General features: G+C 64.5%; 24 protein-coding genes and 1 pseudogene. 11 read left to right on the forward strand and 14 right to left on the reverse strand.

The window, feature by feature from the left end; translation table 11 throughout:
- Positions 1-96 precede the first annotated feature (96 nt).
- The 7 genes from mltG to GWG67_RS00485 form a co-directional block, all read right to left on the reverse strand.
- Complete coding sequence (mltG, locus tag GWG67_RS00455) at positions 97-1,371, reverse strand: endolytic transglycosylase MltG (RefSeq protein WP_275167211.1); 1,275 nt, start codon at positions 1,369-1,371, stop codon at positions 97-99.
- Positions 1,372-1,496: 125 nt separating this feature from the next.
- On the reverse strand, positions 1,497-2,762 hold the full coding sequence (gene fabF / locus GWG67_RS00460) for a beta-ketoacyl-ACP synthase II (protein ID WP_275167212.1): 1,266 nt from the start codon (positions 2,760-2,762) through the stop codon (positions 1,497-1,499).
- A 108-nt stretch (positions 2,763-2,870) separates the two neighbouring features.
- Complete coding sequence (locus GWG67_RS00465) at positions 2,871-3,110, reverse strand: acyl carrier protein (protein ID WP_006020277.1); 240 nt, start codon at positions 3,108-3,110, stop codon at positions 2,871-2,873.
- A 309-nt stretch (positions 3,111-3,419) separates the two neighbouring features.
- On the reverse strand, positions 3,420-4,157 hold the full coding sequence (fabG, locus tag GWG67_RS00470; RefSeq protein ID WP_007592006.1) for a 3-oxoacyl-[acyl-carrier-protein] reductase: 738 nt from the start codon (positions 4,155-4,157) through the stop codon (positions 3,420-3,422).
- 102 nt (positions 4,158-4,259) lie between these two features.
- A complete protein-coding gene (fabD, locus tag GWG67_RS00475; protein WP_275167213.1) occupies positions 4,260-5,219 on the reverse strand; it encodes an ACP S-malonyltransferase in 960 nt (319 codons plus the stop codon).
- A gap of 199 nt (positions 5,220-5,418) precedes the next feature.
- Positions 5,419-6,444 (reverse strand): fatty acid desaturase family protein, encoded by a 1,026-nt coding sequence (locus tag GWG67_RS00480; protein WP_275167214.1) that lies wholly within the window; start codon positions 6,442-6,444, stop codon positions 5,419-5,421.
- 13 nt (positions 6,445-6,457) lie between these two features.
- Entirely contained in the window at positions 6,458-7,153 is a 696-nt protein-coding gene (locus GWG67_RS00485; RefSeq protein ID WP_275167215.1) for a TetR/AcrR family transcriptional regulator C-terminal domain-containing protein, read from the reverse strand.
- A gap of 358 nt (positions 7,154-7,511) precedes the next feature.
- Here GWG67_RS00485 and rpsF point away from each other — a divergent pair, with 358 nt between their 5' ends.
- From rpsF to rplI, 4 genes are all read left to right on the forward strand, one after another.
- Positions 7,512-8,027 (forward strand): 30S ribosomal protein S6, encoded by a 516-nt coding sequence (gene rpsF / locus GWG67_RS00490; protein ID WP_275167216.1) that lies wholly within the window; start codon positions 7,512-7,514, stop codon positions 8,025-8,027.
- 5 nt (positions 8,028-8,032) lie between these two features.
- On the forward strand, positions 8,033-8,272 hold the full coding sequence (gene rpsR / locus GWG67_RS00495) for a 30S ribosomal protein S18 (RefSeq protein WP_007592020.1): 240 nt from the start codon (positions 8,033-8,035) through the stop codon (positions 8,270-8,272).
- 129 nt (positions 8,273-8,401) lie between these two features.
- Positions 8,402-9,379 carry a hypothetical protein gene (locus GWG67_RS00500; RefSeq protein WP_275167217.1) on the forward strand — a complete coding sequence of 326 codons (978 nt, stop codon included), beginning with the start codon at positions 8,402-8,404 and terminating at the stop codon, positions 9,377-9,379.
- A gap of 63 nt (positions 9,380-9,442) precedes the next feature.
- Positions 9,443-10,048, forward strand: coding sequence for a 50S ribosomal protein L9 (gene rplI, locus GWG67_RS00505; protein ID WP_275167218.1), 606 nt, complete (start codon positions 9,443-9,445; stop codon positions 10,046-10,048).
- 38 nt (positions 10,049-10,086) lie between these two features.
- Here rplI and GWG67_RS00510 read toward each other — a convergent pair whose 3' ends face one another.
- The 3 genes from GWG67_RS00510 to GWG67_RS00520 form a co-directional block, all read right to left on the reverse strand.
- On the reverse strand, positions 10,087-10,554 hold the full coding sequence (locus GWG67_RS00510) for a PaaI family thioesterase (RefSeq protein ID WP_275167219.1): 468 nt from the start codon (positions 10,552-10,554) through the stop codon (positions 10,087-10,089).
- An 11-nt stretch (positions 10,555-10,565) separates the two neighbouring features.
- Positions 10,566-11,162, reverse strand: a complete 597-nt coding sequence (locus GWG67_RS00515; RefSeq protein ID WP_275167220.1) for a TetR/AcrR family transcriptional regulator — start codon at positions 11,160-11,162, stop codon at positions 10,566-10,568.
- A 103-nt stretch (positions 11,163-11,265) separates the two neighbouring features.
- Positions 11,266-12,267 carry a hypothetical protein gene (locus GWG67_RS00520; RefSeq protein WP_275167221.1) on the reverse strand — a complete coding sequence of 334 codons (1,002 nt, stop codon included), beginning with the start codon at positions 12,265-12,267 and terminating at the stop codon, positions 11,266-11,268.
- Positions 12,268-12,547: 280 nt separating this feature from the next.
- On the opposite strand from GWG67_RS00520, the gene GWG67_RS00525 reads away from it, so the two are divergent.
- The 3 genes from GWG67_RS00525 to alr all read left to right on the forward strand — a co-directional run bounded on the left by GWG67_RS00525 (position 12,548) and on the right by alr (position 17,397).
- Entirely contained in the window at positions 12,548-13,798 is a 1,251-nt protein-coding gene (locus GWG67_RS00525; RefSeq protein WP_275167222.1) for a cyclopropane-fatty-acyl-phospholipid synthase family protein, read from the forward strand.
- Between the two features lie 758 nt (positions 13,799-14,556).
- Positions 14,557-16,065, forward strand: coding sequence for a replicative DNA helicase (locus tag GWG67_RS00530; protein ID WP_275167223.1), 1,509 nt, complete (start codon positions 14,557-14,559; stop codon positions 16,063-16,065).
- A 51-nt stretch (positions 16,066-16,116) separates the two neighbouring features.
- On the forward strand, positions 16,117-17,397 hold the full coding sequence (gene alr / locus GWG67_RS00535) for an alanine racemase (RefSeq protein WP_275167794.1): 1,281 nt from the start codon (positions 16,117-16,119) through the stop codon (positions 17,395-17,397).
- Between the two features lie 12 nt (positions 17,398-17,409).
- Here alr and GWG67_RS00540 read toward each other — a convergent pair whose 3' ends face one another.
- On the reverse strand, positions 17,410-17,628 hold the full coding sequence (locus GWG67_RS00540; protein WP_275167224.1) for a hypothetical protein: 219 nt from the start codon (positions 17,626-17,628) through the stop codon (positions 17,410-17,412).
- A gap of 40 nt (positions 17,629-17,668) precedes the next feature.
- Here GWG67_RS00540 and GWG67_RS00545 point away from each other — a divergent pair, with 40 nt between their 5' ends.
- On the forward strand, positions 17,669-18,439 hold the full coding sequence (locus GWG67_RS00545) for an exodeoxyribonuclease III (RefSeq protein ID WP_275167225.1): 771 nt from the start codon (positions 17,669-17,671) through the stop codon (positions 18,437-18,439).
- A gap of 1 nt (position 18,440) precedes the next feature.
- On the opposite strand, the gene GWG67_RS00550 is transcribed toward GWG67_RS00545, so the two are convergent.
- From GWG67_RS00550 to GWG67_RS00560, 3 genes and pseudogenes are all read right to left on the reverse strand, one after another.
- Positions 18,441-19,256, reverse strand: coding sequence for a hypothetical protein (locus tag GWG67_RS00550; RefSeq protein WP_275167226.1), 816 nt, complete (start codon positions 19,254-19,256; stop codon positions 18,441-18,443).
- 100 nt (positions 19,257-19,356) lie between these two features.
- Positions 19,357-19,724, reverse strand: a pseudogene (locus GWG67_RS00555) (GFA family protein).
- 321 nt (positions 19,725-20,045) lie between these two features.
- Positions 20,046-20,912 carry a L,D-transpeptidase gene (locus tag GWG67_RS00560; protein WP_275167227.1) on the reverse strand — a complete coding sequence of 289 codons (867 nt, stop codon included), beginning with the start codon at positions 20,910-20,912 and terminating at the stop codon, positions 20,046-20,048.
- Positions 20,913-21,105: 193 nt separating this feature from the next.
- Between GWG67_RS00560 and GWG67_RS00565 the strand changes: the two genes are divergently transcribed.
- The 3 genes from GWG67_RS00565 (at position 21,106) to GWG67_RS00575 (ending at position 24,173) form a co-directional block, all read left to right on the forward strand.
- On the forward strand, positions 21,106-21,831 hold the full coding sequence (locus GWG67_RS00565; RefSeq protein WP_275167228.1) for a sulfite exporter TauE/SafE family protein: 726 nt from the start codon (positions 21,106-21,108) through the stop codon (positions 21,829-21,831).
- A 101-nt stretch (positions 21,832-21,932) separates the two neighbouring features.
- Positions 21,933-23,378 (forward strand): DNA repair protein RadA, encoded by a 1,446-nt coding sequence (gene radA / locus GWG67_RS00570; protein ID WP_027517500.1) that lies wholly within the window; start codon positions 21,933-21,935, stop codon positions 23,376-23,378.
- Between the two features lie 165 nt (positions 23,379-23,543).
- Positions 23,544-24,173, forward strand: a complete 630-nt coding sequence (locus GWG67_RS00575; RefSeq protein WP_007592055.1) for a CvpA family protein — start codon at positions 23,544-23,546, stop codon at positions 24,171-24,173.
- The last annotated feature ends 25 nt before the right edge of the window (positions 24,174-24,198 follow it).

Below are 24,198 nucleotides of genomic sequence, written 5' to 3' on the forward strand. Positions count from 1 at the left end.
CGGGATTCGCGCGGCCATCAAGCCACGCGAATCTTAAGACTATTTTGCAGGAAAATGTAATCCGCAAAGTCCCGCGGGGCAGGTCTGCGCGCAGGCCTAGCGCTGCACCACAGGGGGCGAGGCCTGCACGGCACCTTGCCGGGCCGGCGGCGGACCCGCGGGGCGAGCCGCCGGCGGCTTTTTCTGCTGGTTGGGCCGCGCCGGCGTGGTCGCCGTCGGCGTATCGGCGGCACCCGGCGCGGCGGCGGCCGGTGGCTGCGCGTCCTCGGCCGGCTCGACCGTGTCGTTCTGGATCTGCTTTTCCATCGCGCGCAGCTTGGCGACGTTCTTCTGGTGCGCGTCGTAGGTCTCGGTGAAGGAATGCCCGCCGGTACCATCCGCGACGAAATAGAGGTCACGGGTGCGGGCCGGGTTGGCGGCAGCCTCGAGCGAGGCACGGCCGGGGTTGGAGATCGGGCCCGGCGGCAGGCCCTCGATGACATAGGTGTTGTAGGGCGAGGGCTGCGTGATCTCGCTGCGCTTGATCGGACGGCCGAGCGTGCCCTTGCCGCCGACGAGGCCATAGATGATCGTGGGATCGGACTGCAGCTTGATCCTCTGCTTCAGGCGATTGACGAACACCGCGGCGACGCGGCTGCGCTCGTCCGGCTTGCCGGTCTCCTTCTCCACGATCGAGGCCAGCGTCACCAGTTGCTCCGGACTCTTGACTGGAATGTCCTGACTGCGGCGCTCCCAGATCTCGGTCAGCACGCGCTTGTGCGCCTGCTGCATGCGCTGGATCACCTGATCACGCGGGGTGCCGCGCGGGAACTTGTAGGTCTCGGGCAGCAAGGTGCCTTCGCGCGGCAGCTCACGTACGCTGCCGGTGAAGATGTCGTTGTCGGACAGGCGCGCCACGATCTGCTCGGAGGTGAGGCCCTCCGGGATCGTCACGGCATGCTGCACCACCTTGCCCTCGACGATGGTGGCAATGACGTCGCGCAAGGACGCGTTCTTCTGGAACGAGTATTCACCGGGCTTGAGGTCCGAGCTCGCCTTCAACGCAGCGACGCTGGCAATGAACGCCCACGGATTGACGTCGGTCACGCCTTCCCGGTTCAGCGTCTCGGAGATATCGCGCTTGCCGGCGCGCTGCGGGATGTTGACGATCTTGTCTTCCTTCAGCGGTCCCGGCGCCTCGAGCACCTGTCGGCCGTAATAGTACACGCCGCCCGCACCGATCATCGCAATCAGCAGCAGGGTGATGATGGCGTTGCCGACGATCACGAAGGGATTGCGCGCGCGGTCCGATCGCTTCGGCGGCGGCGGGACCTGCTCGGGCTCGAGCGCTGCCCGCGGGCTCCGGGGCGAAATGGGCGGCCTTTCACTCATCGAAGCAACCTGAATCCTGCCGGTTCAATCGCGACCTGACAATCGCTTGCCGAGCCAAATGCACGCGCCCGCTTCCATGACTATCGCCGAATACGGCAAAACGGTGGATTCGTCGCAACAACAAACTAATGGACCAGACGCCGGAAGATGACCGACGCGTTGGTACCGCCAAAACCAAAAGAATTCGACAACGCGACGTTGACCTCGCGCTTCTTCGCCTGATGCGGCACGAGATCGATCGCAGTCTCGACTGACGGATTGTCCAGGTTGATGGTCGGCGGCACGACATTATCGCGAATCGCGAGAATGGCGAAGATCGCCTCGATCGCGCCGGCCGCACCCAGGAGATGACCGGTCGACGACTTGGTCGAGGACATCGCGACCTTGGAAGCGGCATTGCCGAGCAGGCGTTCGACCGCACCGAGCTCGATCTCGTCACCGAGCGGCGTCGAGGTGCCGTGCGCGTTGATGTAGTCGAGATCGGACGCGGTGAGGCCGGCGCGCTTGAGCGCAGCCGCCATGCTGCGGAAGCCGCCGTCGCCGTCGGGTGACGGCGAGGTGATGTGATAGGCATCGCCCGAGAGACCGTAGCCGATCACCTCGGCATAGATCTTGGCGCCGCGGCGCTTGGCGTGTTCGAGCTCTTCCAGGACGAGAACGCCGGCGCCCTCGCCCATCACGAAACCGTCCCGGTCCTTGTCGTAGGGGCGCGAGGCCTTCTCGGGCGTTTCGTTGAAGGCTGTCGAGAGCGCACGCGCGGCGTTGAAGCCGGCAATGCCGATGCGGCCGATCGGCGATTCCGCGCCGCCGGCAACCATGACGTCGGCATCGCCGAGCGCGATCAGGCGGGCGGCATCGCCGACCGCGTGAGCGCCGGTCGAACAGGCCGTGACCACCGAATGGTTCGGTCCCTTCAGCCCATGCTTGATCGAGACATAGCCGGAGGCGAGATTGATCAGGCGGCCCGGAATGAAGAACGGCGAGACCCGGCGCGGCCCGCGTTCCTTCAGCAGGACCGCGGTTTCGGCGATGCCGTTGAGCCCGCCGATGCCGGACCCAATCATGGTGCCGGTCGCGCATTTGTCCTCTTCGGTCTCGGGGTGCCAGTTGGCATCGTCGAGCGCCTGGCCGGCTGCGGCCATGCCGAAGATGATGAAGTCGTCGACCTTGCGCTGGTCCTTCGGCTCCATCCAGATGTCGGGATTGAAAGTGTCGTTGGTGCCGTCGCCGCGCACGACCGTGCAGCCGATCTTGGTCTGAAGATCGGAGACATCGAAGCTCTCGATCTTGCGTGCGCCGCTTTCGCCGTCGAGGATGCGCTTCCAGGTCGGCTCGACACCGCAGCCGAGTGGCGAAACCATGCCAAGACCCGTGACGACAACCCGCCTCATATCCGAAAACTCCGCATCGAAAGATTCACGGCCAATAACAAGAAACCGGCTGACCGCTGTTGAGCGGTCCGTCCGGTTTCAATGTTGTCCCCGCGAAAATGAAGAGCCTTAGCTCTTCGCGTTCTTCTCGAGAAACTTGGTGGCGTCGCCGACGGTGAGAATCGTCTCCGCGGCGTCGTCCGGAATCTCGCAACCGAATTCCTCTTCGAACGCCATCACCAGCTCGACGGTGTCCAGACTGTCGGCGCCGAGGTCGTCGATGAAGCTCGCAGCGTCGACAACCTTCTCGGGTTCAACACCAAGGTGTTCGACCACGATCTTCTTAACCCGCTCGCCAATCTCACTCATTGCATAACCTCGTGTTGTTCCCTGTAGACCCGACCCCCCGGGACGATACGAGCCGTCGTGGTCGTTGACTGCCTTCGCTTACGAACTTTGATCTGGCCCCATCCTAACCGATGCAGGCCCGGCGAATGACGGCCAAGGCTCCGCATCGCCAATATACAGGGTTTCAAAAACCTGCAATGGCGTTCTTTGCCCATCCGTTGAAGGTCCGGTTATCATACTTCAATTGCGTTGACTACAAGCCTCATTTCGCTCCGGAAACGGCCGTTTGCCGCATTCCGCGCCGCCAAGGGGGCAGTGCGGCATGAAGCGTCAGATCATGGCCATGCCGCCGTTGACGTGGATGGTCTGGCCGGTGACATAGGCCGCTTCGTTCGAACTCAGGTAGACGGCGGCCGCCGCGATGTCCTCTGGCGTCCCCAGGCGATTGGCCGGAACCTTGGTTAGAATCGTTTCGCGCTGCTTGTCGTTGAGCGCGTCGGTCATCGGCGTCTTGATGAAGCCTGGAGCGATGCAATTCGCGGTGACGCCGCGCTTGGCGTATTCAGCGCCCAGCGTCTTGATCATGCCGATCAGGCCCGCCTTCGACGCGGTATAATTGCCCTGCCCCGGATTGCCGGTGACGCCGACCACCGAGGTGATGGCGATGATGCGGCCGAAGCGTTTGCGCATCATCAATTTGGTGGCGGCGCGGGCAAGCCGGAAGGTCGAGGTCAAATTGATGTTGATGACCTCCTCCCAGTCCTCGTCACGGAGCTGCACGAAGAGATTGTCGCGGGTGATGCCGGCATTGGCGACGAGGATGTCGACCTGTCCCATCGCCGCTTCCGCAGCGGGCACCAGCGCTTCGACCTCGTCGGCCTTGGAGAGATTGCAGGGCAGCACATGAGTGCGCTCGCCGAGCTTGCCGGCAAGCTCATCCAGCACTTCCTTGCGCGTCCCCGATATCGCAACGGTGGCGCCCTGCGCGTGCAGCGCCTGCGCGATGGCACCGCCGATGCCGCCGGTTGCGCCGGTGACGAGCGCCTTTTTGCCAGTCAGATCGAACATCGATAACTCCTCCAAGGCACGATCCCGAAAAGTGCGCAGCTGTTTTCCGAAAGCATCGTGCGTCAACTAAAGAACTCGCGCGCGACGACGAATGATCGCGCTTCAGGCCTGCTTGGCAGCGGCCAATGCATCTTTGGCCGCAGCAATGTCGTTGGGACCACCGACCGCAACGCCGACGGCGCCGTCCGCAATGCGCTTGACGAGGCCGGTCAGCACCTTGCCGGCACCGATCTCGAAGAAACGGGTGACGCCGTGCCCCGCCATATAGGCAACCGACTCGCGCCAGCGCACGGTGCCGGTGACCTGTTCGACCAGGCGGCGGCGGATCTCGTCGGGATCGGTGATCGCGCTCGCCAGCACGTTCGACACCAGCGGGGCCGCCGGCGCCTTGATCGTTACCCTGGCCAGCGCCTCCGCCATCGCGTCCGCTGCCGGCTGCATCAGCTTGCAATGGAACGGGGCGGACACCGGCAGCAACATTGCGCGCTTGGCTCCCCTGGTTTTGGCGATCTCGACGGCGCGATCGACCGCGGCCTTGTCGCCGGAGACGACCACTTGCCCGCCGCCATTGTCGTTGGCGGCCTGGCAGACCTGCCCCTGAGCGGCCTCGTCCGCCACCGCCACGGCCGCCTCGTAGTCGAGGCCGAGCAGAGCGGCCATCGCACCGACGCCGACCGGCACGGCTTTTTGCATTGCGAGACCGCGAGTGCGAAGCAGCCGCGCGGTGTCGGAAATCGTCAGGCTGCCGGCCGCAGCCAGTGCCGAATATTCACCGAGCGAGTGGCCGGCGACGAAGGCCGCATCCCGCCCCACGGAAAACCCGGCTTCGGCCTCCAGCACGCGCAGGGTGGCGACAGACACCGCCATCAGGGCCGGCTGGGCGTTTTGGGTGAGCTGGAGGGTTTCGGCCGGACCATCCCAGATGATCGCCGTCAGCTTCTCCCCCAGCGCGGCGTCGACCTCGTCGAACACGGCACGCGCCACCGGAAAGGCATCGGCCAGGGCCTTGCCCATGCCGACCGCCTGGGAACCCTGCCCCGGAAATGTGAATGCTGCCGTCATCGGCGCTCCTGCTTGTCGGGCGTGATCCCTGCGAGAACCGGCAGCCGTTTACGCTCGGCCTCAGGACATGGTTCCGGATCATACTCCAAAGGGGGCCGTAGACACTGTCCGGGGCCGGAATGTCAAGCCAAGTTAGGAACTTCGATCGGCCTTCAAGTGGCAGCCTTCAATTGGCAGCCTTCACTGTAGAGACGGGTCGCTAGAATCCGCCGGCCGTCTGATTGGCGTCGACCTCAGACCCCGCCTGCGCGCGGCGCGCGCTGTTGACCAATTGCCCGGGCCGGTCATCGCGGTTCGGCTTCGCGGTCGCAAGCCGCAGCACCGCGGCGTAGCTCGGTTGCACCTCCATACGGCCCGCATGCCGGCTCTCGCTCAGCAGGCGATGCACTTTCGGCAGATTGTAGCAGGGCACGTAGAACAAGAGATGATGTTCGAGGTGGTAGTTCACGTAGTACGGCGCGATGAACAGACGCTCGAGGAAATTGGCGTAGGTGGTGCGGGTATTGCGCAAGGGATCGCTGCTGTCAGGCACGACCGCGTGCTCGGCGATGTTGCGGATGCGGGTGATGACCATCATCCAGGTCAGGAGCGGCACCAGCCATAGCAGCGGATAGGCCCACCATACGCCGGCCGCCGTGAGCGCGGCGAACATCGCGCCATTGACCAGACATTGCGGGCCAAGCTTCTCCCAAAAATGCGCCGCGCGCTGCCGCAACGACCAGTCCCTCAGCCCCAGCGCATTGAGCAACTGCGCCTTGCGCTGCTGGTAGCCGGTCTGCCCGGTGAGGTCGCGAATGAACTTGCGGCGATAGCTCAGCTTCGTGATCGGGAACGGCGCCGACAGCACGAGGTCAGGATCATCCTCCTGCTGGGTGCGCGCATGATGCTGAAGATGATAGCGCCGATAGCTGCGCGTCTCCGCAAACAGAGGATAGGCGCAGAACCACTGGCTCAGGGCCAGATTGGTTTTCTCGTCGGCGGAGAGGCAGCCATGCGCGCCGTCATGCATGAGGATCGCGAGCCCGAGCTGGCGCGAGCCGATGATGGCGACCGCGAACACATAGGTGATCGGGTTGGGCCACCACGCGACCAGGGCGATTGCAGCGATGATGAGCGCCCAGGCGTGCGCGATTAGCGCGACGCCTTTCCAGGTCACGCGCCGGCGCACGTCGGCAAGTTGATCGTCGGTCAGGAAATCGCGGGCACGCATGCGAAGCGCAGTCATGGCCTAACTCTCCTCATTTCGAATCACTCGATGCGTCGCGCGCGTCGACGAGGCGCAGCCGCGCGGTGTCATTGTTGGATTTCGCCTGTTCGCCCAGTACGCGCAGCATCTCGGCGCACAGCGCCTCGGGCGAACGGCCCATAGCGTAGCCCTCGAGGATGACGCCGATGGCGACGGCCCAGAACCGCCGCGAACTCTCATCGGGCGCGCGCAGGGACCGCCAGCCGTGTCGTGCGACCTGGCTCGCATAGGCCCGCGCACCTTCGCTGTGCAGGCGCTCGATCGTGCGCTCGACCAGCGGCGCGAGATCCTGGCGCCGCCGCGTCAGCGTCAGCGCCTCGGCGAAGAAGGTCACCGAATCGCTCGCCGTAACGGTCTCGGCCAGCGCGTGGGTATAATCCTGAGGCGTGCGCGCCTTCAGCGCCGCCTGCTCGGTCGCTCGCGCCAGGTACAGCAGCTCGCGGCAGGCGCACTCGACGAACAGCGCCTCCTTGGTGCGGAAGTAATAGGTGATCTGGCTCGGGAACGCGTTCGCAGCGGCTGCGATGTCGGTGATCGCCGTACCCGACAGCCCCCGCTCTCGAAACAGCGGGCTCGCGGCATCCAGGAGCAGCGAGCGCATTTTGCGGCCGGCCGACCGCGTGGCGCGGACGGCGTGCTTGGGGTCGCCTGCCGCCTCGAGCGGCTCATGGGCCGGCTTTTCTGCCATTGGGGTTCGCTCCCGTTAGACTTGTTTGTATGATATACAAACAAACAAATCAAGCCGGTGGTGGTAGCCGGCGGCGGAGTCCGCCGCCCGCATCGAAACCCTCCGCGCTGAAGACGCCCCTGCAACCTTGCCAAAAACCTTGCCAAGTCAGCCGAAATCCGTATAACGCGCCCATCCGCAGACCCCGGCCGGGAGCTGAACGGACGGTCTCAGCAAATCATTCGTGATTTTGGTGTGGCAGGGCCAGTCGGCCCGTCGTCCCGTGTTTCCGCCTTCTGAGCTTAATCCCAGAGTCCTTTCCGAAGGCCTCTTAAGGGCTTGACGCCGGGCGATGCGCCAACATGAGGAAAGGACTTCCATGGCTCTCTATGAGCATGTTTTTCTCGCGCGCCAAGACGCGAGCACGCAGCAGGTTGAAGAGCTGACTGCGCAGATGACCGGCATTGTCGAGGGTCTCGGCGGCAAGGTTGTCAAGACCGAGAATTGGGGCGTGCGCTCCCTCACCTACCGCATGAACAAGAACCGCAAGGCGCATTTCGTGCTGCTCAATATCGACGCGCCGTCCGCGGCGATCGCCGAGATCGAGCGCCAGGAGCGCATCAGCGAAGACGTGATCCGCTATCTCAGCGTCCGCGTCGAGGAGCTCGAGGAAGGTCCGTCCGCGATGATGCGCAAGGCCGACCGTGACCGCGAGCGTGACGACCGTGGCGGCGGCTTCCGTGGCGATCGCGAAGGCGGTGGCTTCCGTGGCGACCGCGAGGGTGGTTTCCGTGGTGGCGATCGTGAAGGTGGCGGCTTCCGCGGTGACCGCGGTCCGCGCCGTCCGCGCGAAGACGCTGAAACCACCACCACCACCACGACGGATGGGGAGTAAGAACAATGGCTGAAGCTGGTGCACGCCGTCCGTTTTTCCGTCGTCGCAAGAGCTGCCCGTTCACGGGCGCGAATGCTCCGAAGATCGACTACAAGGACTCCAAGCTGCTGATGCGTTACGTCTCCGAGCGCGGCAAGATCGTGCCGAGCCGCATCACCGCGGTGTCCGCGAAGAAGCAGCGTGAGCTCGCCCGCGCCATCAAGCGCGCGCGGTTCCTGGGCCTGCTGCCCTACGTCATTCGCTAAGACGAATACGGCCGGCGGCGACATCGCCGCCGGCCGTACGACCTAGTTTCTCATAAGGCTTCCGGGTCGTCCGGTCGCCGATGGTTGGGGCGAGATGCCTCTAACCGCTCGAAGGGAGCGGGACAGCTGATGATGGCCTTTGGACTGATAGCCCTGATCGCCGGCGCTGCGTCGGCCCTGATGTTCGCCTCGATCATTTCGGGCGCGCTGATCTCGCTCGTCCTGTTCTATCTCGCACCGCTGCCGCTGATGGTCGCCGCGATCGGCTGGGGACCGCTTTGCGCGAGCCTCGGCGGCATCGCCGCCGCAGTAGGCCTCGGCGCGCTGTTCGGCCTGCCCTACTGCATCGCCTTCGCCCTCACCGTCGCATTGCCGGCCTGGTGGCTCGGCCATCTCGTCCTGCTCAGCCGGCCGGTCGGACCTGCCGCGCCGGAGGCCGCCGCCGAGCCGCCCAATGAGCCTGTGCTCGAGTGGTATCCGGTCGGCCGCATCCTGCTGTGGATCGCGGGCTTCGCCACACTGACCACGATGGCCGCCCTGCTCACGCTCGGCACCGACGCCGAGACCATCACCGGAACGCTGCGCCGTGGCCTGATGCGCCTCCTCCGCGCCACCGACCCGCAGAGCTCCGGCGAGACCGACCAATTCGTCGGCGCACTGCTGCGGATCTTGCCGGCCGGCGCCACCATCGTCGCGATGATGACGCTGACCCTCAACCTCTGGCTCAGCACCAAGGTGACGGCGACGTCGGGCCGGCTGCGGCGCCCATGGCCGGACCTGATGACGGCGGAGCTGCCGCCGATGACGCTCGTGGCGCTCTGCATCGCGCTCGCCTTCTGCTTCACCGGCGGACTGCTTGCGATCGTGGCGCAGATCGCGACGGCGGCGCTGATGATGGGATATGCGCTGACCGGCTTTGCCGTACTGCATACGCTGACGCTGGCGCTGAAGAGCCGCACCTTCTGGCTCGGCTCGACCTACGCCGTCGTGGTCGTGTTCGGATGGCCCGTCATCGCGATGGTGATCCTTGGCCTCGCGGATGCCGTGTTCGGCCTCCGCGAACGCTTCCTTCGTACGCGCCAGCCGCCGCCGCTGCCGACCTCTTGAGTTTAAGTCCGAAAGTTCAAATTCGAAATTCCAACTCACCCAACACATCAAAGGAGAACGAATATGGAAGTCATTTTGCTGGAGCGCGTCAACAAGCTCGGTCACATGGGCGAAGTCGTGAAGGTTCGCGACGGCTATGCCCGCAATTTCCTGCTCAAGCGCGGCAAGGCGCTGCGCGCCACCGCCGACAACCGCGCCAAGTACGACGGCATGAAGGCCGAGCTCGAGGCTCGCAACCTTGAGTCCAAGGGCGAGGCATCCAAGGTCGCCGAGAAGATCCAGGGCAAGAACATCATCGTGATCCGTCAGGCTTCGGAAGCCGGCCAACTGTTCGGCTCGGTCAACGTGCGCGACATTGTCGTGGCGTTCGAAGCCGACGGTGTTTCGCTGTCCCGCCCGCAGGTTCAGCTCGACGCGCCGATCAAGACCATCGGCAAGCACACCATCACGGTCGCCATCCACCCCGAGGTCGAGGTCGAGATCAGTGTCACCGTGGCGCGCAGCCAGGACGAGGCAGAGCGCATCAACCGCGGCGAGGATATCTCGACCCGCAACGAAGACCGGGATGCTGCGGCCGAAGCGATCGCAGCCGCCGGCGAGTTCTTCGACCCGGAAGCACAGCAGGACGACGCCGAACCGGCGCCGGCTGCGGAAGAGACCGAGAAGTAAGCTTCGCGTCCGCGCAAGGCTTGCGAAGCCCGGCCGCCTCAGGCGGCCGGGCTTTTCGTTTTGGCGGCAACGTCCTCGCCCAGCATCGCGATCGAAGCGAGCGCCGTTGCCGTATGCTTCTCGACGCCGTCGCTGACGCAGAAAACGTCGGCTGCGACCACGGAGACCTGACGCCCCGGCTTGATCACCCTCGCCCGGCAGATCAGCTTCTCGCCGGCCGCGGGCGACAACAGATTGAGCTTGTATTCCGCCGTCAGCGCCGGCTGGCCGCGCGAAGTCGCGGCTGCGATCGTCGTGGCGTTGTCGATCAGGAACGCGGTGACGCCGCCATGGAAGAAGCCGTGCTGTTGCAACAGCTCCGGCCGGCGTTGCACCGCGATCGTGCAGGTGCCGCGCGACAATTCGGACAGCTCGGCGCCGACCAGATTCATAAAGCCCTGCCGGCCGACATTGGCGTGGATGCGCTCGGCGATTGGTCCGAATTCGGGATCTGCTTCGGGGCGCATGAGGCCTCTCCTTATTGCTTGTTGATTCGATCGAGCGGCCGTAGCGCGCGGCTGGCGCAGGCGATCAACGTGTCGGTCTCGGCGCGCGGATCGGCGCGGTCGCGTCCCGACAGGAAAGCGCGGCAAAAAATCTGCGCCGGACCGATGAGCTGGCTGACGAACATGACCGGCGTCATCGGCAAGAGCTCTCCGCGTCTGACCAGCGGCGCGCGCCAGCACTCGATGCCTTCGGCAAGGCGCGCATTCTGCGCGCGCTGGGCATCGCGAACGTTCTCGCCCCATTCGCCGCGTGAGATCTCGAAGAGATAGCGCGCCTCGCGCCGGCTGGTGACGACCCAGTCCAGATGCGCCCGGATCAAGCGATCGATGCCCTGCTCGGCATCGGGAAGAGGATCGAGTGCTGCCAGCATCGCGGCGTGATAGTGCCGCAGCACCTCCAGGAACAGCGCACCCGCCAGCTCCTTCTTCGAGCCGAAGACGTGGAAGAAGCTGCCGTTGGAAGCGCGCGCCCGGGCGCGGATCGCAGCCACCGTGGCAGCTTCGAAGCCGACGCGATCGAAGACGAAAAGCCCCGCCGCCAACAAATCCTCGCGCACACCAGCCGCCATGAACGCTCCTAGAGAGCTACTCTAGAGCAACACTCTAGATACGGTCAAGACGACGAAGGCCGCGCCAGAGCGCGGCCTTCGCATGTCTAAAAAACGTGTTCGTTTATCGCGAAATCGGCGGCGTTGGCGGACCCGACGATTCGGCTGGCGCCGGTGGCGCCGCAGCGGTCGCGGGCGGCGCCGGCTCCTGCGACTTCGCTGGCGGTTCGGACCTCGCGGCGGGCTTGGGAGCAGCCTCTTCCGTCGCCTTGGGCGCAGCCGGCTCGGCGGGCTTCGCGGCGGACGGTGCCGCCGGCGTCACCTGCGGCACCGGATCGGGCCGCAACGCCGGAGCCTCGCTGCCGCGCGGCTCAACCTTGGCGCTTTCCGGCTTGGCCTCGGCGGGCTTCTCGGACGGCTTGCTGCCGTCAGATTTGCTGCTTTCGGATTTGGCCTCGCCGGTGTCCCCCTTTGCAGTCTCGGGCTTGGGCTCGACCTTCGGCTCGCTCTTGTCGTCTGCCGCCGGCGCCGCGGCATCGACCTTCGGTGCCTCATCACTTCCCGGCTTGCCGCGCTTGCCGAGACGCTTGGCCTTGCGCCCTTCGGGTGCAGCCTGGCCCTCGGGCTTCGCGCCTTCCTTCGTTCCTTCTTCAACCGGCCGCGCCGCGCGCTTCTGACGCGCGCCCTCGGCGGCGGGAGCGGCAGCTTCGCCTTCCGGCTTGGCGGATTCCTGAGAACGTTGCCGACGGCCCTGATGTTCAGGGGGCTGCGCGGGATTGGTATTGGCTTCCTTGTCCTTGTCCCTGGCCCCGTCTTTCTTGTCCTTGCCGTCTTTGGCCTGGTAGCGGGTGTCGGTGGCTCCATTGGAGACAAGGTAGGAGGCGAGCACGCCGGCCATGTCGGAACTGGTCGTGTAATGCTGACGCAGGAAGCCCGGCAGCGAGCCCGGCGCCACCGTCTTCAACAGGCCACGCGGGCTCTTGTGACATGCATTGCAGGTCTGCGCGAAAAGCTGGGATGGGGCCTTGCCGGCCTCGAGGTTCGTCGCCTGCGCGAGAACGGTCTCGGTCGAGCCGAAGCCGATCAGAAGCAAGATCATCGCGAGGCTGAGCGCTCGGCTCGACATTCCCATCATCTCCATTGAATTCCGAGAGGTGCAGCCGGCAGGCGGCGCCACGGCGGGTCACCTTTTATCCGATTGAGCCGCGAATGGAAGCAGGCTCCGCGCGCAAGGATGTGATTAAGCGGTTTTGGAATATCCGCTTTGAGCACAGCGCAATAGCGGGCCCCGGACACCTCACTAGATTTGGATGCAAACGCATAGGAACCGCTGAGATTGCCGGGCGTAGGGTGTGAAGGCCGGGTTAGTCGCATCTCTTCGGGTTCGCTCGAGAGGATGGGTGCCGATGGACCGATTGTTGCGTCAATTCCTGTCTCAGTTCATCCGCCGCGGGTCGATGACGGTGACCACGGCGAACGGCTCGAAGTTCACCGTCGGCGACGGCTCGGGCCAACCGGTTTCGGTCCGCTTCGTCACCGCGGACGCAGAGCGGAAGATCCTCGTCAATCCCGAACTCGGGCTTGGCGAGGCCTACATGGACGGCGAGTTCATGGTCGAGCGCGGCACCATAGCTGATGCCCTCGCGATCCTGCTCGATCAACCCGACCTATTGCCGCACTGGGCAAAACCCTGGTGGCACCTGCGCTATCTGGTGCGGCACCTAAAGCAGTTCAATCCGCGCCCGCGCTCCCGCAGCAACGTCGCACATCATTACGATCTCGATGCAAGGCTCTATTCGCTCTTCCTCGACGCCGACAAGCAATATAGCTGCGCCTATTTCGAGACGCCGGAGAGCACGCTCGACGATGCGCAGCTCGCTAAGAAACGTCACGTCGCCGCAAAGCTGCTCGTCAAAGGCGGCCAGCGCGTCCTCGACATCGGCTCGGGCTGGGGCGGACTTGGGCTCTATCTCGCCGAGATCGCAGGTGCTGACGTCACCGGCATCACGTTGTCGACCGAGCAGTTGCAGATCGCCAATGCGCGCGCAGCCGAAAAGGGCCTGACCAGATCGGCCAAATTCCTGCTGCAGGACTATCGCGACATCGCCGGCCCGTTCGATCGCATCGTCTCGGTCGGCATGTTGGAGCATGTCGGCGCTCGCTTCTACGAGACCTACTTCCAGCGCTGCGCCGAGCTGTTGGACAAGGACGGCGTCATGCTGCTGCACTCGATCGGCCGTTCGCAGGGCCCGGACTCCACCAATCCATGGATCGCCAAATACATCTTTCCCGGCGGCTACATCCCTGCTCTCTCGGAGGTGCTGCCAGCCATCGAGCGCGCGGGCCTGCTGGTCTGCGACATCGAGATTCTTCGCCTGCATTACGCCGAAACGCTGAAGGCATGGCGCGAGCGCTTCATCGCGCGGCGCGAAGAAGCCGTGCAGCTGTATGACGAGCGCTTCGCGCTGATGTGGGAATTTTATCTGGCTGCCAGCGAGATGACGTTCCGCAAGCAGGATATGATGAACTTCCAGATTCAACTCACGCGGCGTCAGGGCGTCGTGCCGATGACACGCAATTACATCGCGCGTGAAGAAGCCCGGCTGCGGGCCATCGAAGCCGGCGCCAAGCCGAGGCTGAAGCTGGCTGGTGAATAAATCCTAGTGGCGCAGGGTCGAAATCGGAGCGGACCGGAAAGACGCCGTTAAGGCCAATTGCATCCGCAGCGCCTTCAGGATTTCGGGGGCGACCGGCTCCCGACGCACTTCCGGCCGCTCAGCGTGCTCCATGGCCGCGATCAGCCCCGACAGCCAAAGTCGGCTGCCTGCTTCGCTTCGCCAATTCCGGGGCTGCCGTTCTGGCCGCATCGCTTGCCTCATTCCCTGATGGCAGACGGGGAGACAACCCCCCGCCCGCTTGCCTGTTCCCGGCTCTACTCCCGAAAGAATCCGGGGAGATGTGATCTGCTTCACATAAGTCTCGTCGGCCCTGGCTTAGACCGTCGCCATGAGCAACGAGACCAAAACCTCATTCGACGTGCAGGACGACCTCCGCACCGATTACGCCCTGATCGCTACGGGCGTCGGGGCGGCCCTGGTTGCGCTGGTCTACCTCCTGCTGGTCTGAACCGAGCCGAAAGCGCCCAGCGTGCGTCATTTCGCGCGCGTCTCGATATGTCGGCCCGTCAACCTATCAGGTTCACTTCATCCGACGTTTTCCGCGGCGCGGTAGCCGCCGCTTCCAAGCTGCGACCTGGTTCCACGAAAGTCCGTCAAGCGCGGCGCATGCTGCGGCGGCCAATCATCCACCATTTTAATGATCGGTTGATAGCGGCGAGCTTTTGCTTCCGCTTTGGGCTGAGGCGGCGCTTTATCCCGGCCCCGCATCCGCCCCAGAAAATTGCTATCGCTCGACCATGGCCCTGACTGATTCGAACATTCTCAAACTCGCGCCCGAAGCCGGAACTCCCGCCTATCGAAGCGCGCCGCATAATATTGAAGCGGAACAGAGCCTTCTGGGCGCAATCCTGGTCAACAACGACGCGTTTTACCGCGTCTCCGACTTCCTGGAGCCGAAGCATTATTTCGAGCCGCTGCACCAGACCATCTTCGAGACCGCCAGCAGCCTGATCCGGATGGGCAAGATCGCGACGCCCGTCACGCTGAAGACCTTCCTGCCCGCCGACACCGATATCGGCGGCATGACCATCGGGCAGTATCTGGCACGCCTCGCCGCCGAAGCGACCACCATCATCAATGCGCAGGATTATGGGCGCACCATTTACGATCTAGCATTGCGACGCGACCTGATCGGCATCGGCGAGGACATGGTCAATGTCGCCTATGACGCCCCAGTCGACTTCGCGCCGCGGGCGCAGATCGAGGATGCCGAGCGCCGCCTCTACGAACTCGCCGAATCCGGCCGCTATGACGGCGGCTTCCAGAAATTTTCGCAGGCGCTGACGCTTGCGGTCGATCTGGCCGCGAAAGCGTTCCAGCGCGACGGAAAGCTGTCGGGCATCTCGACGGGCCTGCGCGACCTCGACACCAAGATGGGCGGGTTGCAGCACTCCGACCTCATCATCGTCGCCGGCCGTCCCGGCATGGGCAAGACGTCGCTTGCAACCAACATCGCCTACAACGTGGCCCGGGCCTATGTCGGAGAACTCCAGGCCGACGGCACCATGAAGGCCGCCCATGGCGGCGTCATCGGCTTCTTCTCCTGCGAAATGTCGGCCGACCAGCTCGCCACGCGTATCGTCGCCGAGCGCACCGGCATTCCCTCCTCGTCGATCCGCCGCGGCGGCATCTCGGAGGCCGATTTCGAGAAGATCCGCGAGGTCTCGATCGAGCTCCAGTCGCTGCCCTTCTATGTCGACGAGACCGGCGGTCTCTCGATTGCGCAGCTCATGGCGCGCGCGCGCCGGCTGAAGCGGCAGAAGGGCCTCGACCTCATCGTCATCGACTACATCCAGCTCTTGTCGGGTTCGGGCAAGCGCAGCGAAAACCGCGTGCAGGAAATCACCGAGATCACGACCAGTCTGAAAGCGCTCGCCAAGGAGCTCAGCGTGCCCGTGATTGCGCTCTCGCAGCTCTCGCGCCAGGTCGAGTCGCGCGACGACAAGCGGCCGCAGCTCTCGGACTTGCGCGAATCGGGCTCGATCGAACAGGACGCCGACGTCGTGCTGTTCGTCTATCGCGAGGAATATTACCTCGGAAACAAGGAGCCGCGCCCGGGCACGCCCGAGCACGAAAAATGGCGTCTGGACATGGATCTTGCGCATGGCAAGGCCGAAGTCATCATTGGCAAGCAGCGCCACGGCCCGACCGGCACCGTCGATGTGGCCTTCGAAGCGTCGATCACACGGTTCGGCGACCTCGCGCCGGACAGCCAGGTGCCGGACCGCAGCGGCAACGACTACTGAGTTCTCTGGGTTGAACCCGACCGGCCTCTTGCGTAAAACGGCGCCATGACAATGGCGTCCGACCCGAAAATCATTCCGCAATCCGGCCTCCTCTCCGCGGAGGCCAATCAGGCAGCCGCGCTCGCGACCTTCGGCGGCGTGCTCACCGTCGATCTCGACGCCATCATCGCCAATTGGCGCAAGCTCGAGAAGACGGCGGTGCCGGCCGAATGCTCGGCGGTGATCAAGGCAGATGCCTATGGCTGCGGCGCCGAGCAGGTCGCGCGTGCCCTGAACAAGGCCGGCTGCAAGACCTTCTTCGTCGCCACCATCGAGGAAGCGCGCAAGGTGCGCGCGGCGGTGCCGGAGCCTGCGATCTACGTGCTCGGCGGCTATTTCCAGAACACCGGCGAGCACTACGCCCAGATCAACTGCCGCCCCGTGATCGGCGATCTCAACGAACTCGCCGAATGGGACGTGTTCTGCCGCCGCACCGGCTGGACCGGTGGCGCCGCCATCCACATCGACACCGGTATGAACCGGCTCGGCCTGACGCTTGCGGAAGCGCAGGCCATCATCCCCCGCATCAACGCCGGCGATCACGGCATCACGCTGGTGATGAGCCATCTGGTTTCGGCCGAGCAGCTCAACAACCCGGTGAACGCCAAGCAACTCGCGGCCTTCCGAGGCATCGCCAGCGAATTCTCCGGCGTGCCGGCGGCACTCGCCAATTCGTCCGGCGTCTTCCTCGGCGCGCCCTTCCAGTTCGACATGGTACGGCCGGGCGCCGCGCTCTACGGCGTGAACCCAACGCCGGAGGCCGACAATCCGATGCAGCCGGTGGCCGATCTCAAGGCCCGCATCGTGCAGATCCGCAACGTCGAGCGCGGCGAGAGCGTCGGCTATGGCGGCACCTGGACCGCACGGCGGCCGACGAAACTCGCGATCATCGCGGTCGGTTATGCCGACGGCTATTTTCGCGCCGCAAGCTCCAGTGACGGCACCCGCGGCGCCGAGGTCATCGTCGCCGGCAAGCGCTGTCCGGTCGCCGGCCGCGTCTCGATGGATCTGATCGCGATCGACATCACCGATCTGCCGCCCAACGCGGCGCGGCGCGGCCACATGGTGACGCTGCTTGGCGAGGGCATCACCGTCGACGAGCTCGCGCATCATTTCGGAACGATCGGCTACGAGGTGCTGACCAGCCTCGGCCGCCGCTACGCCCGCATCTACAAGGGGGGGAATGTTGTGGAGCCGCTGGCCAAGCCGACTCCCGCGCAGGCGGTCGAGCAGCAGACGCCCGCGCCGCCGCCGATCGAACAGCCCGCAAGCCCGCCGCCGCTGCCGGGCTGAGCGGCTCGCCGCCTACTTCTTTTTCCTGCTGTCCAGCGCCGTCTTGCAGGTCGCGCTGAGCTGATCGCGCTTGCTGTTGAGGCAAGCGACGATGCCGCCGCCCGGCGCAAGGCCGGCGCAGAATTTGTCATAGTCCGCCTTGCACGCGCCGCGCGGATCGGATGATTGTGCCGAGGCGCCCCCGGAGAACGCAACGGCGACGGCGATAGCGGCAAAGCTCAACTTGGACATTGTTTCTCCGGTAACGGAAGGCAGGAGCCGGTAGCTCTACATGAAGATCGCGACGTTCAACATCAACAACATCAATCGCCGTCTGCCCAATCTGTTGGCATGGATGCGAACGGCGAAGCCCGATGTCGTCGCACTTCAGGAGTTGAAGGCAAGTGATGGCGAATTTCCGGCAGCCGCGATCGAAAAGGCCGGTTACGGCGCAGTGTGGTGTGGACAGAAGACCTGGAACGGCGTCGCCATCCTGGCCCGCAATGCCGAGCCCATTCTCACCCGCGATCGCTTGCCGGGAAAGCCCGGCGATCACGAAGCCCGCTACATCGAGGCCGCGGTACGCGGTGTCATCGTCACCAGCATCTACCTGCCGAACGGCAATCCGCAGCCGGGACCTAAATTCGACTACAAGCTCGACTGGTTCGCGCGCCTCAAGCGCCATGCCAGAACGTTGATCAAGCAGAACCTGCCCGTGGTGCTCGCCGGCGACTACAACGTTGCGCCTGATGAGATCGACATCTATCCGACGCGCTCGTGGGACAAGGATGCCTTGATCCAGCCGAAGAGCCGTGCGGCCTTTGCCTCGCTGGTGGCACAAGGCTGGTGCGACGCGATCCGCGAACTGCATCCGGAGAAGCGCATCTACACCTTCTGGGATTACAAGCGAAACCGCTGGCCGCGCGATGCGGGCCTGCGGCTCGATCATCTCCTGCTCAGCCCTGCCCTCGCCTCACGACTGGCAAAAGCCGGCGTGGACAAGAAGGTTCGCGGCGAGGAAGGCGCGAGCGATCACGCACCGGCATGGGTCGTGCTGCGCTAGGTCAACGCCCGTAATACTCTTGCACCGTGTCCCACGCTGCTTTCTGCAGCAGCTCCACCGTCGGTGCATCGAGTCCCATCGTGTAGGAATTGCCGACCGGTGAGCGGCCCGTCAGGGCAGCGAACGTCACGCAGGTCGACAGATACGTGCCCGCGGGGCTCGGGTGCCGCTTGTCCGGCGCATACAGATTGAGCTCGGGCTGCAGCTTGCGCACGCGCGCGAAAGCAAGGCCCGCGGGGATCACCAGCGCATCGTTGGCATTGCCTGCGATCGTGTAGGCCTCGGCCAACTCTTCCGTCATCTCAGGCTTGTCGGCGTAAGCCCAGGACATGAACAGGACCGGCCGCATGCCATGGGCGCGGACGATCTCGCTATCCTTCTTTACGAACGTCGCGAACGCGTCCTTCAATTGCGGATGGATCGGGCACTGGCTGCAATCCATCATCACGACGGCGTCGTACTGCCTGCCCGGCTTGTTGAAGACGACGCTGTTCTGCTCGTCGAACGAATAGGCGCCGAGGCCGCCTGCCCGCAGCAGGTTCTCCATGTCGTGCCAATCGAGGCCGGAGCCGCCGATCGTCGCCATGGTGTTGCGATAGGCCGCCTTGTTTTCGGGATAGGCAGCCCGCTCCATGAAGGAGAGATGCCCGGGCATGCCGTTGTTGTAGTAGAAAAAGCTGTTGCCGACGAACAGCGTGGCTTTGGGGAAATCCGGTCCTGATGTGGTGACCTTGGGCTTGGTCTGCGCCTGCGCATTGAAACCGGCTACAACGGCCAGACACATCGCGAGCATCACTCGCGCGAAAAGACGCATCATCGGCATCCTCCCCGTTTTCCGTCAGGCCGGAAACAGATCAGCTTTTCAAGAGTGCCTCAAGAGCACGGACGATCAGCAGACATGCGTGAGAAGCCCATGCTCACCACAAATTCTTGCCGTCGATCATGGTCACCGGCACGGCCTCCAGATCGAACTCGTCGAACAGGCGCGCGTTGACGCCAACCCTGGGATTGTCGAAATCGGGCTTGCCGGTCGACCAGTCCGGCGACTCCGAATAGGTGCCGCAGCCGCAGCTTGCGCAGAAATGGTGTTTGACCGTGCGGCTGCCCAGAGATAGGTCGCAACGTTTTCCGGCGGCGACAGCAGCCGAAACTGCGCCGGCGTGTAATAGGCCCACAACGCGCCGCGCTTGGCGCAGAGCGAGCAGGTGCAACGGGTCACGCTCGAGGGCGCCTCCGTCACTTCGAACACCGTCTCACCGCAATGACAGCTTGCCTCGATCGGCATGATCCACTCTCCGTTTTGTCAGGAGATGGTCGTAGCCGGCCCCTGCTGCCAACATGCTGTCAGCAGCGCGCGGCCGGCCTTGTCCCAAGTGCTGCGAGCCCCGACTTTGCGCGCCAACTCACCAAAAACCTGAAAAACAACCCCATGCACAGTAGCCGACCGCTGGCGAATCAATGGGTTACGCATACTCCGAAACGCAGGTTTTCACCGGTCGAGACACTTCGCCCGACACGCAAACGGTGCGATGGGCCAGGAGCTGACCTCGTAGGCGCCTTGCATTGGCGCCTTGTCCTCAGTTGCAGGATGGCGATGGAGGACGCGTTACTGGGCCTCGGCGATCTTCGGCCCAGATGACGGCATCTGCGCGTGAGTTGCCGAGGGCCGGTTCGACGGCGATGCCGGGTCCGGTAATCGGAAAGCGGCGTCGGCCGGCGCTCCCTGGGGTGGTCGGCGGGCAACGGTCGTCGGAAGCACGATCACCTTCGCGCCGACTTTCACGCGATCATAGAGGTCAACGACGTCCTCATTGGTCAGCCGGATACAGCCGGACGAGACACGCTTCCCGATCGTATCGGGCTTGTTGGTGCCGTGAATTCTATATTCCGTTTCGCCCAGATACATCGCCCGAGCGCCAAGCGGGTTGCCGGGACCGCCTGCCATGAACCGCGGCAGATAGGGCTGACGCGAGACCATCTCCGCAGGCGGATGCCAGTCCGGCCATTCTGCCTTGCGAGCCACCGTCTGCTCACCGGACCATGTGAAACCTTCGCGGCCAACACCGATGCCGTAGCGCAGTGCTTGCGCGTCGTTCAGAACGAGATAGAGGAATGTGTTCTTGGTATCGATGATCACGGTGCCCGGAGTCTGGCGGCTGGCGTAGTCAACCACCTGCCGAACGAATGCTCCGGGAACGTCGGCCGCTTTGGGCGGTTCGACCAGAGGCGCCGGGGCCGGAAGCGGAGCCGGAGCCGGGGCTGACGGTGATGCATGAACTGGCGTTGAGACGTAAACCGGAGTTGACGACGCTTGGGCTTCGTGCGCGGACGACTTTCGTGTCGGTTGCACGTTCGCCGGCCCGGACAGCAAACCGTACCCCAAGGCGGCGACGGCCACGGCGCCAATTGCAACTCTTGCGGCCATCGGGATTGCGAACGTCTCCGCCTTTCCGCGTTTGGCCCGCTTACCCATACTCTTTCCCCCAGGTCACCATGCCCACGAGAGGTACCCAGTAAAATTTAAGAAACTTCGAAGCGATTTCGCTCAGGCTGGAACCTCAGCGATGGTTAACGCCGGCTCTCGTTCGCAAGATAGGGTTCCCTCGCCTCGCGGATCGCCCGCGCCGCTGGCCGCGGCTAAACTCTCCCGATTCGTGGAGACCGTTTTGGCTTTCCTCTTCGTCCTCATCGTCGGCCTCGTCGCAGGCACCATTTCCGGCATCGTCGGCACGGGCTCGTCGATCATGCTGATGCCGGTGCTGGTCTATGCTTACGGGCCCAAAGAGGCGGTGCCGATCATGGCGGTGGCCGCTGTCATGGCCAACTTCTCACGAATCCTGGCTTGGTGGCGCGAGGTCGACTGGCGGGCCTGCGCGGCCTATTCGGTGACAGGCATTCCGGCCGCCGTGCTCGGCGCGCGGACGCTGCTGGCCCTGCCCTCGCACGCCGTCGATCTTGCCATCGGCGTCTTCCTGATCGCGATGGTGCCGGTGCGCCACTGGCTGGCGCGGCACGATCTCAAGGCCAATCTCTGGCATCTGGCGATCGGGGGGGCCGTCATCGGTTACCTCACCGGCATCGTCGTCTCCACCGGCCCGCTCAGCGTCCCGCTATTCCTGTTCTACGGCTTGTCCCGGGGCGCCTTCCTCGCGACCGAAGCGGCTTCTTCGCTCGGGCTCTATGCCGCGAAATCCGTGACCTTCGAACGGTTCGGGGCGCTGACCGGCGACGTGTTCGTCAAAGGCCTGGTCGCAGGATCGTCGTTGATGGCGGGCGCCTTCATCGCCAAACGCTTCGTGCTGCGCCTGAAGCCGGAGATGTTCCGCGTGGTGATGGACGCGATCATGATCGTGGCCGGCCTCTCCATGCTCTGGAACGCCGCGCAGGCGTAGCCGGGCTTCGGGATGCGCCCGGGCTCACTCTCTCGACCCGTCATTCCGTGCTATCAGCAAACCTGAAACTCCCGACTCGCTGTCCCGAACTCGCTGTCCCCATGGCCAAGAACACACTTTCCTTCGTCTGCCAGAACTGCGGCGCGGCCTATAACCGCTGGCAGGGCAAGTGCGAGTCCTGCGGCGAGTGGAATACGCTCGCGGAGGAGGACACGACCGGCAGCGTGCCGGTGTCGATCCGCTCCAAGCGAAAGGGGCGGACCTTCGCGCTGGAGAGCCTGTCCGGAAAAACCCAGGACGCCCCGCGTCTGTCCTCGGGCATGACGGAGCTCGATCGCGTCACCGGCGGCGGCTTCGTCCGCGGCTCGGTGCTTCTGGTCGGCGGCGATCCCGGCATCGGCAAGTCGACGCTGCTGACGCAGGCCACAAGCCTGCTCGCGCGCGCCGGGCACCGCGTCGTCTATATCTCCGGCGAAGAGGCGGTCGCGCAGGTTCGGCTGCGCGCCGAACGGCTCGGGCTGTCGGATGCGCCGGTGCAGCTCGCCGCCGAAACGTCTGTTGAGGACATCGTCTCGACGCTGTCTGAGGGCGCGGTGCCCCGGCTGATCGTGATCGATTCGATCCAGACGATGTGGACCGACACGGTGGAATCGGCGCCCGGCACGGTGACGCAGGTGCGCGCCTCGGCGCAGGCCCTGATTCGTTTTGCCAAGAGGACCGGCGCGGCCATCATCCTGGTCGGCCATGTCACCAAGGACGGCCAGATCGCCGGCCCCCGCGTGGTCGAGCACATGGTCGATGCGGTATTGTCGTTCGAGGGCGAAGGCTCGCAGCAATTTCGCATCCTGCGCGCCGTGAAGAACCGTTTCGGGCCGACCGACGAGATCGGCGTGTTTGAGATGACCGGGCTTGGCCTGCGTGAAGTCACCAATCCCTCCGAGCTGTTCTTGTCGGAGCGCGATCTCGGCACGCCCGGCACCGCAGTCTTCGCGGGCATCGAGGGCACAAGGCCCGTTCTGGTCGAATTGCAGGCGCTGGTGGCGCCCACTTCGCTCGGCACCCCGCGCCGGGCCGTGGTCGGCTGGGATCCGAGCCGGCTGTCGATGGTGCTGGCGGTGCTGGAAGCCCATTGCGGGGTCAAGCTGTCCGGCCACGACGTCTATCTGAACGTCGCGGGCGGCCTGCGCATCCACGAGCCCGCGGCCGATCTGGCCGCCGCCGCGGCGCTGGTGTCCTCGCTGGTTAATGCGCAGTTACCCACCGATGCGGTCTATTTCGGCGAGATCTCGCTGTCCGGCGTGGTGCGCCCGGTGGCGCAGACCCCGGCCCGGCTGAAAGAAGCGGCAAAACTCGGCTTTCAGCGTGCCGTGCTGCCCGAATCGGCCCGGGGCGAAGCCGGCGGCGATGCCGGCCTGTCGCTGAACGCGATCAACAGCCTGACGACATTGGTCGCCGAGATCGCCGCACGCGGCTCCCGGCGGGGCGACTCAAGTGCGCCGGCAGAGAAAAATGCCACACCGGCAAGATTCCGCCGTGGAGAGGGTTAGCCGGTGGTGACGTCTCCCGCCCCCGCCGCTATACAGCCGTCACAAAAGCAGCATGGGATTGCGTGGTTGCGGCCTTGCCGGGAACGTCGTCTGGCCTTCACTTAGGGCGGCGGCCAAGCACCGATTCGCTGAGCACCTTGAAGTACGAGCGGACCAGACCAGCCGATGCCAGTAACCATCCTCGACCTGATCCTGCTCGGTGTGATGCTGATTTCGGGCCTGCTCGCCATGGTTCGCGGCTTCATGCGCGAAATCCTGTCGATCGCGGCCTGGGGCACGGCGGCAATCGTCACCCTTTATTCATTCTCGAAGCTGCTGCCGACCGCAAAGACCTATTTCAACAACGATACCGTCGCGAGCGTGGTCGTGGTCGCCGGCGTGTTCGTGGGCACTTTGGTCGTGGTCTCCGTGATCACGGTCCGGATCTCCGACATGATCCTGGATTCGCGCATCGGCGCGCTGGACCGCACCCTCGGCTTTCTGTTCGGGCTCGCGCGCGGGCTTTTGATCGTCGTGGTCGCGTTCCTGTTCTTCACCTGGCTGGTGCCGGACAAGCAGCGCCCGGACTGGGTCACGGGGGCCAAATCCCGCGTGGTGCTGCAGGGAACCGGCGATTGGCTGATGGCCCTCTTGCCTGACGACCCCGAGAACACCATCTTGAAGAGATTCAAGAAAAACAAACCAGATGAAGAGCAAACTGATTCCGAGCAGCAGCCTTCGGGCAGTGGCGACGGATACAGCAAACCGGCTCGTGACAGCCTTAAAAAGCTGATCGAGAAACCCGCGGCGCGTTGATAAGCCCTAACGAGAGGCTCGGACG

The organism is Bradyrhizobium sp. CSS354, assembly GCF_029051725.1.
Classification (GTDB): Bacteria; Pseudomonadota; Alphaproteobacteria; order Rhizobiales; family Xanthobacteraceae; genus Bradyrhizobium.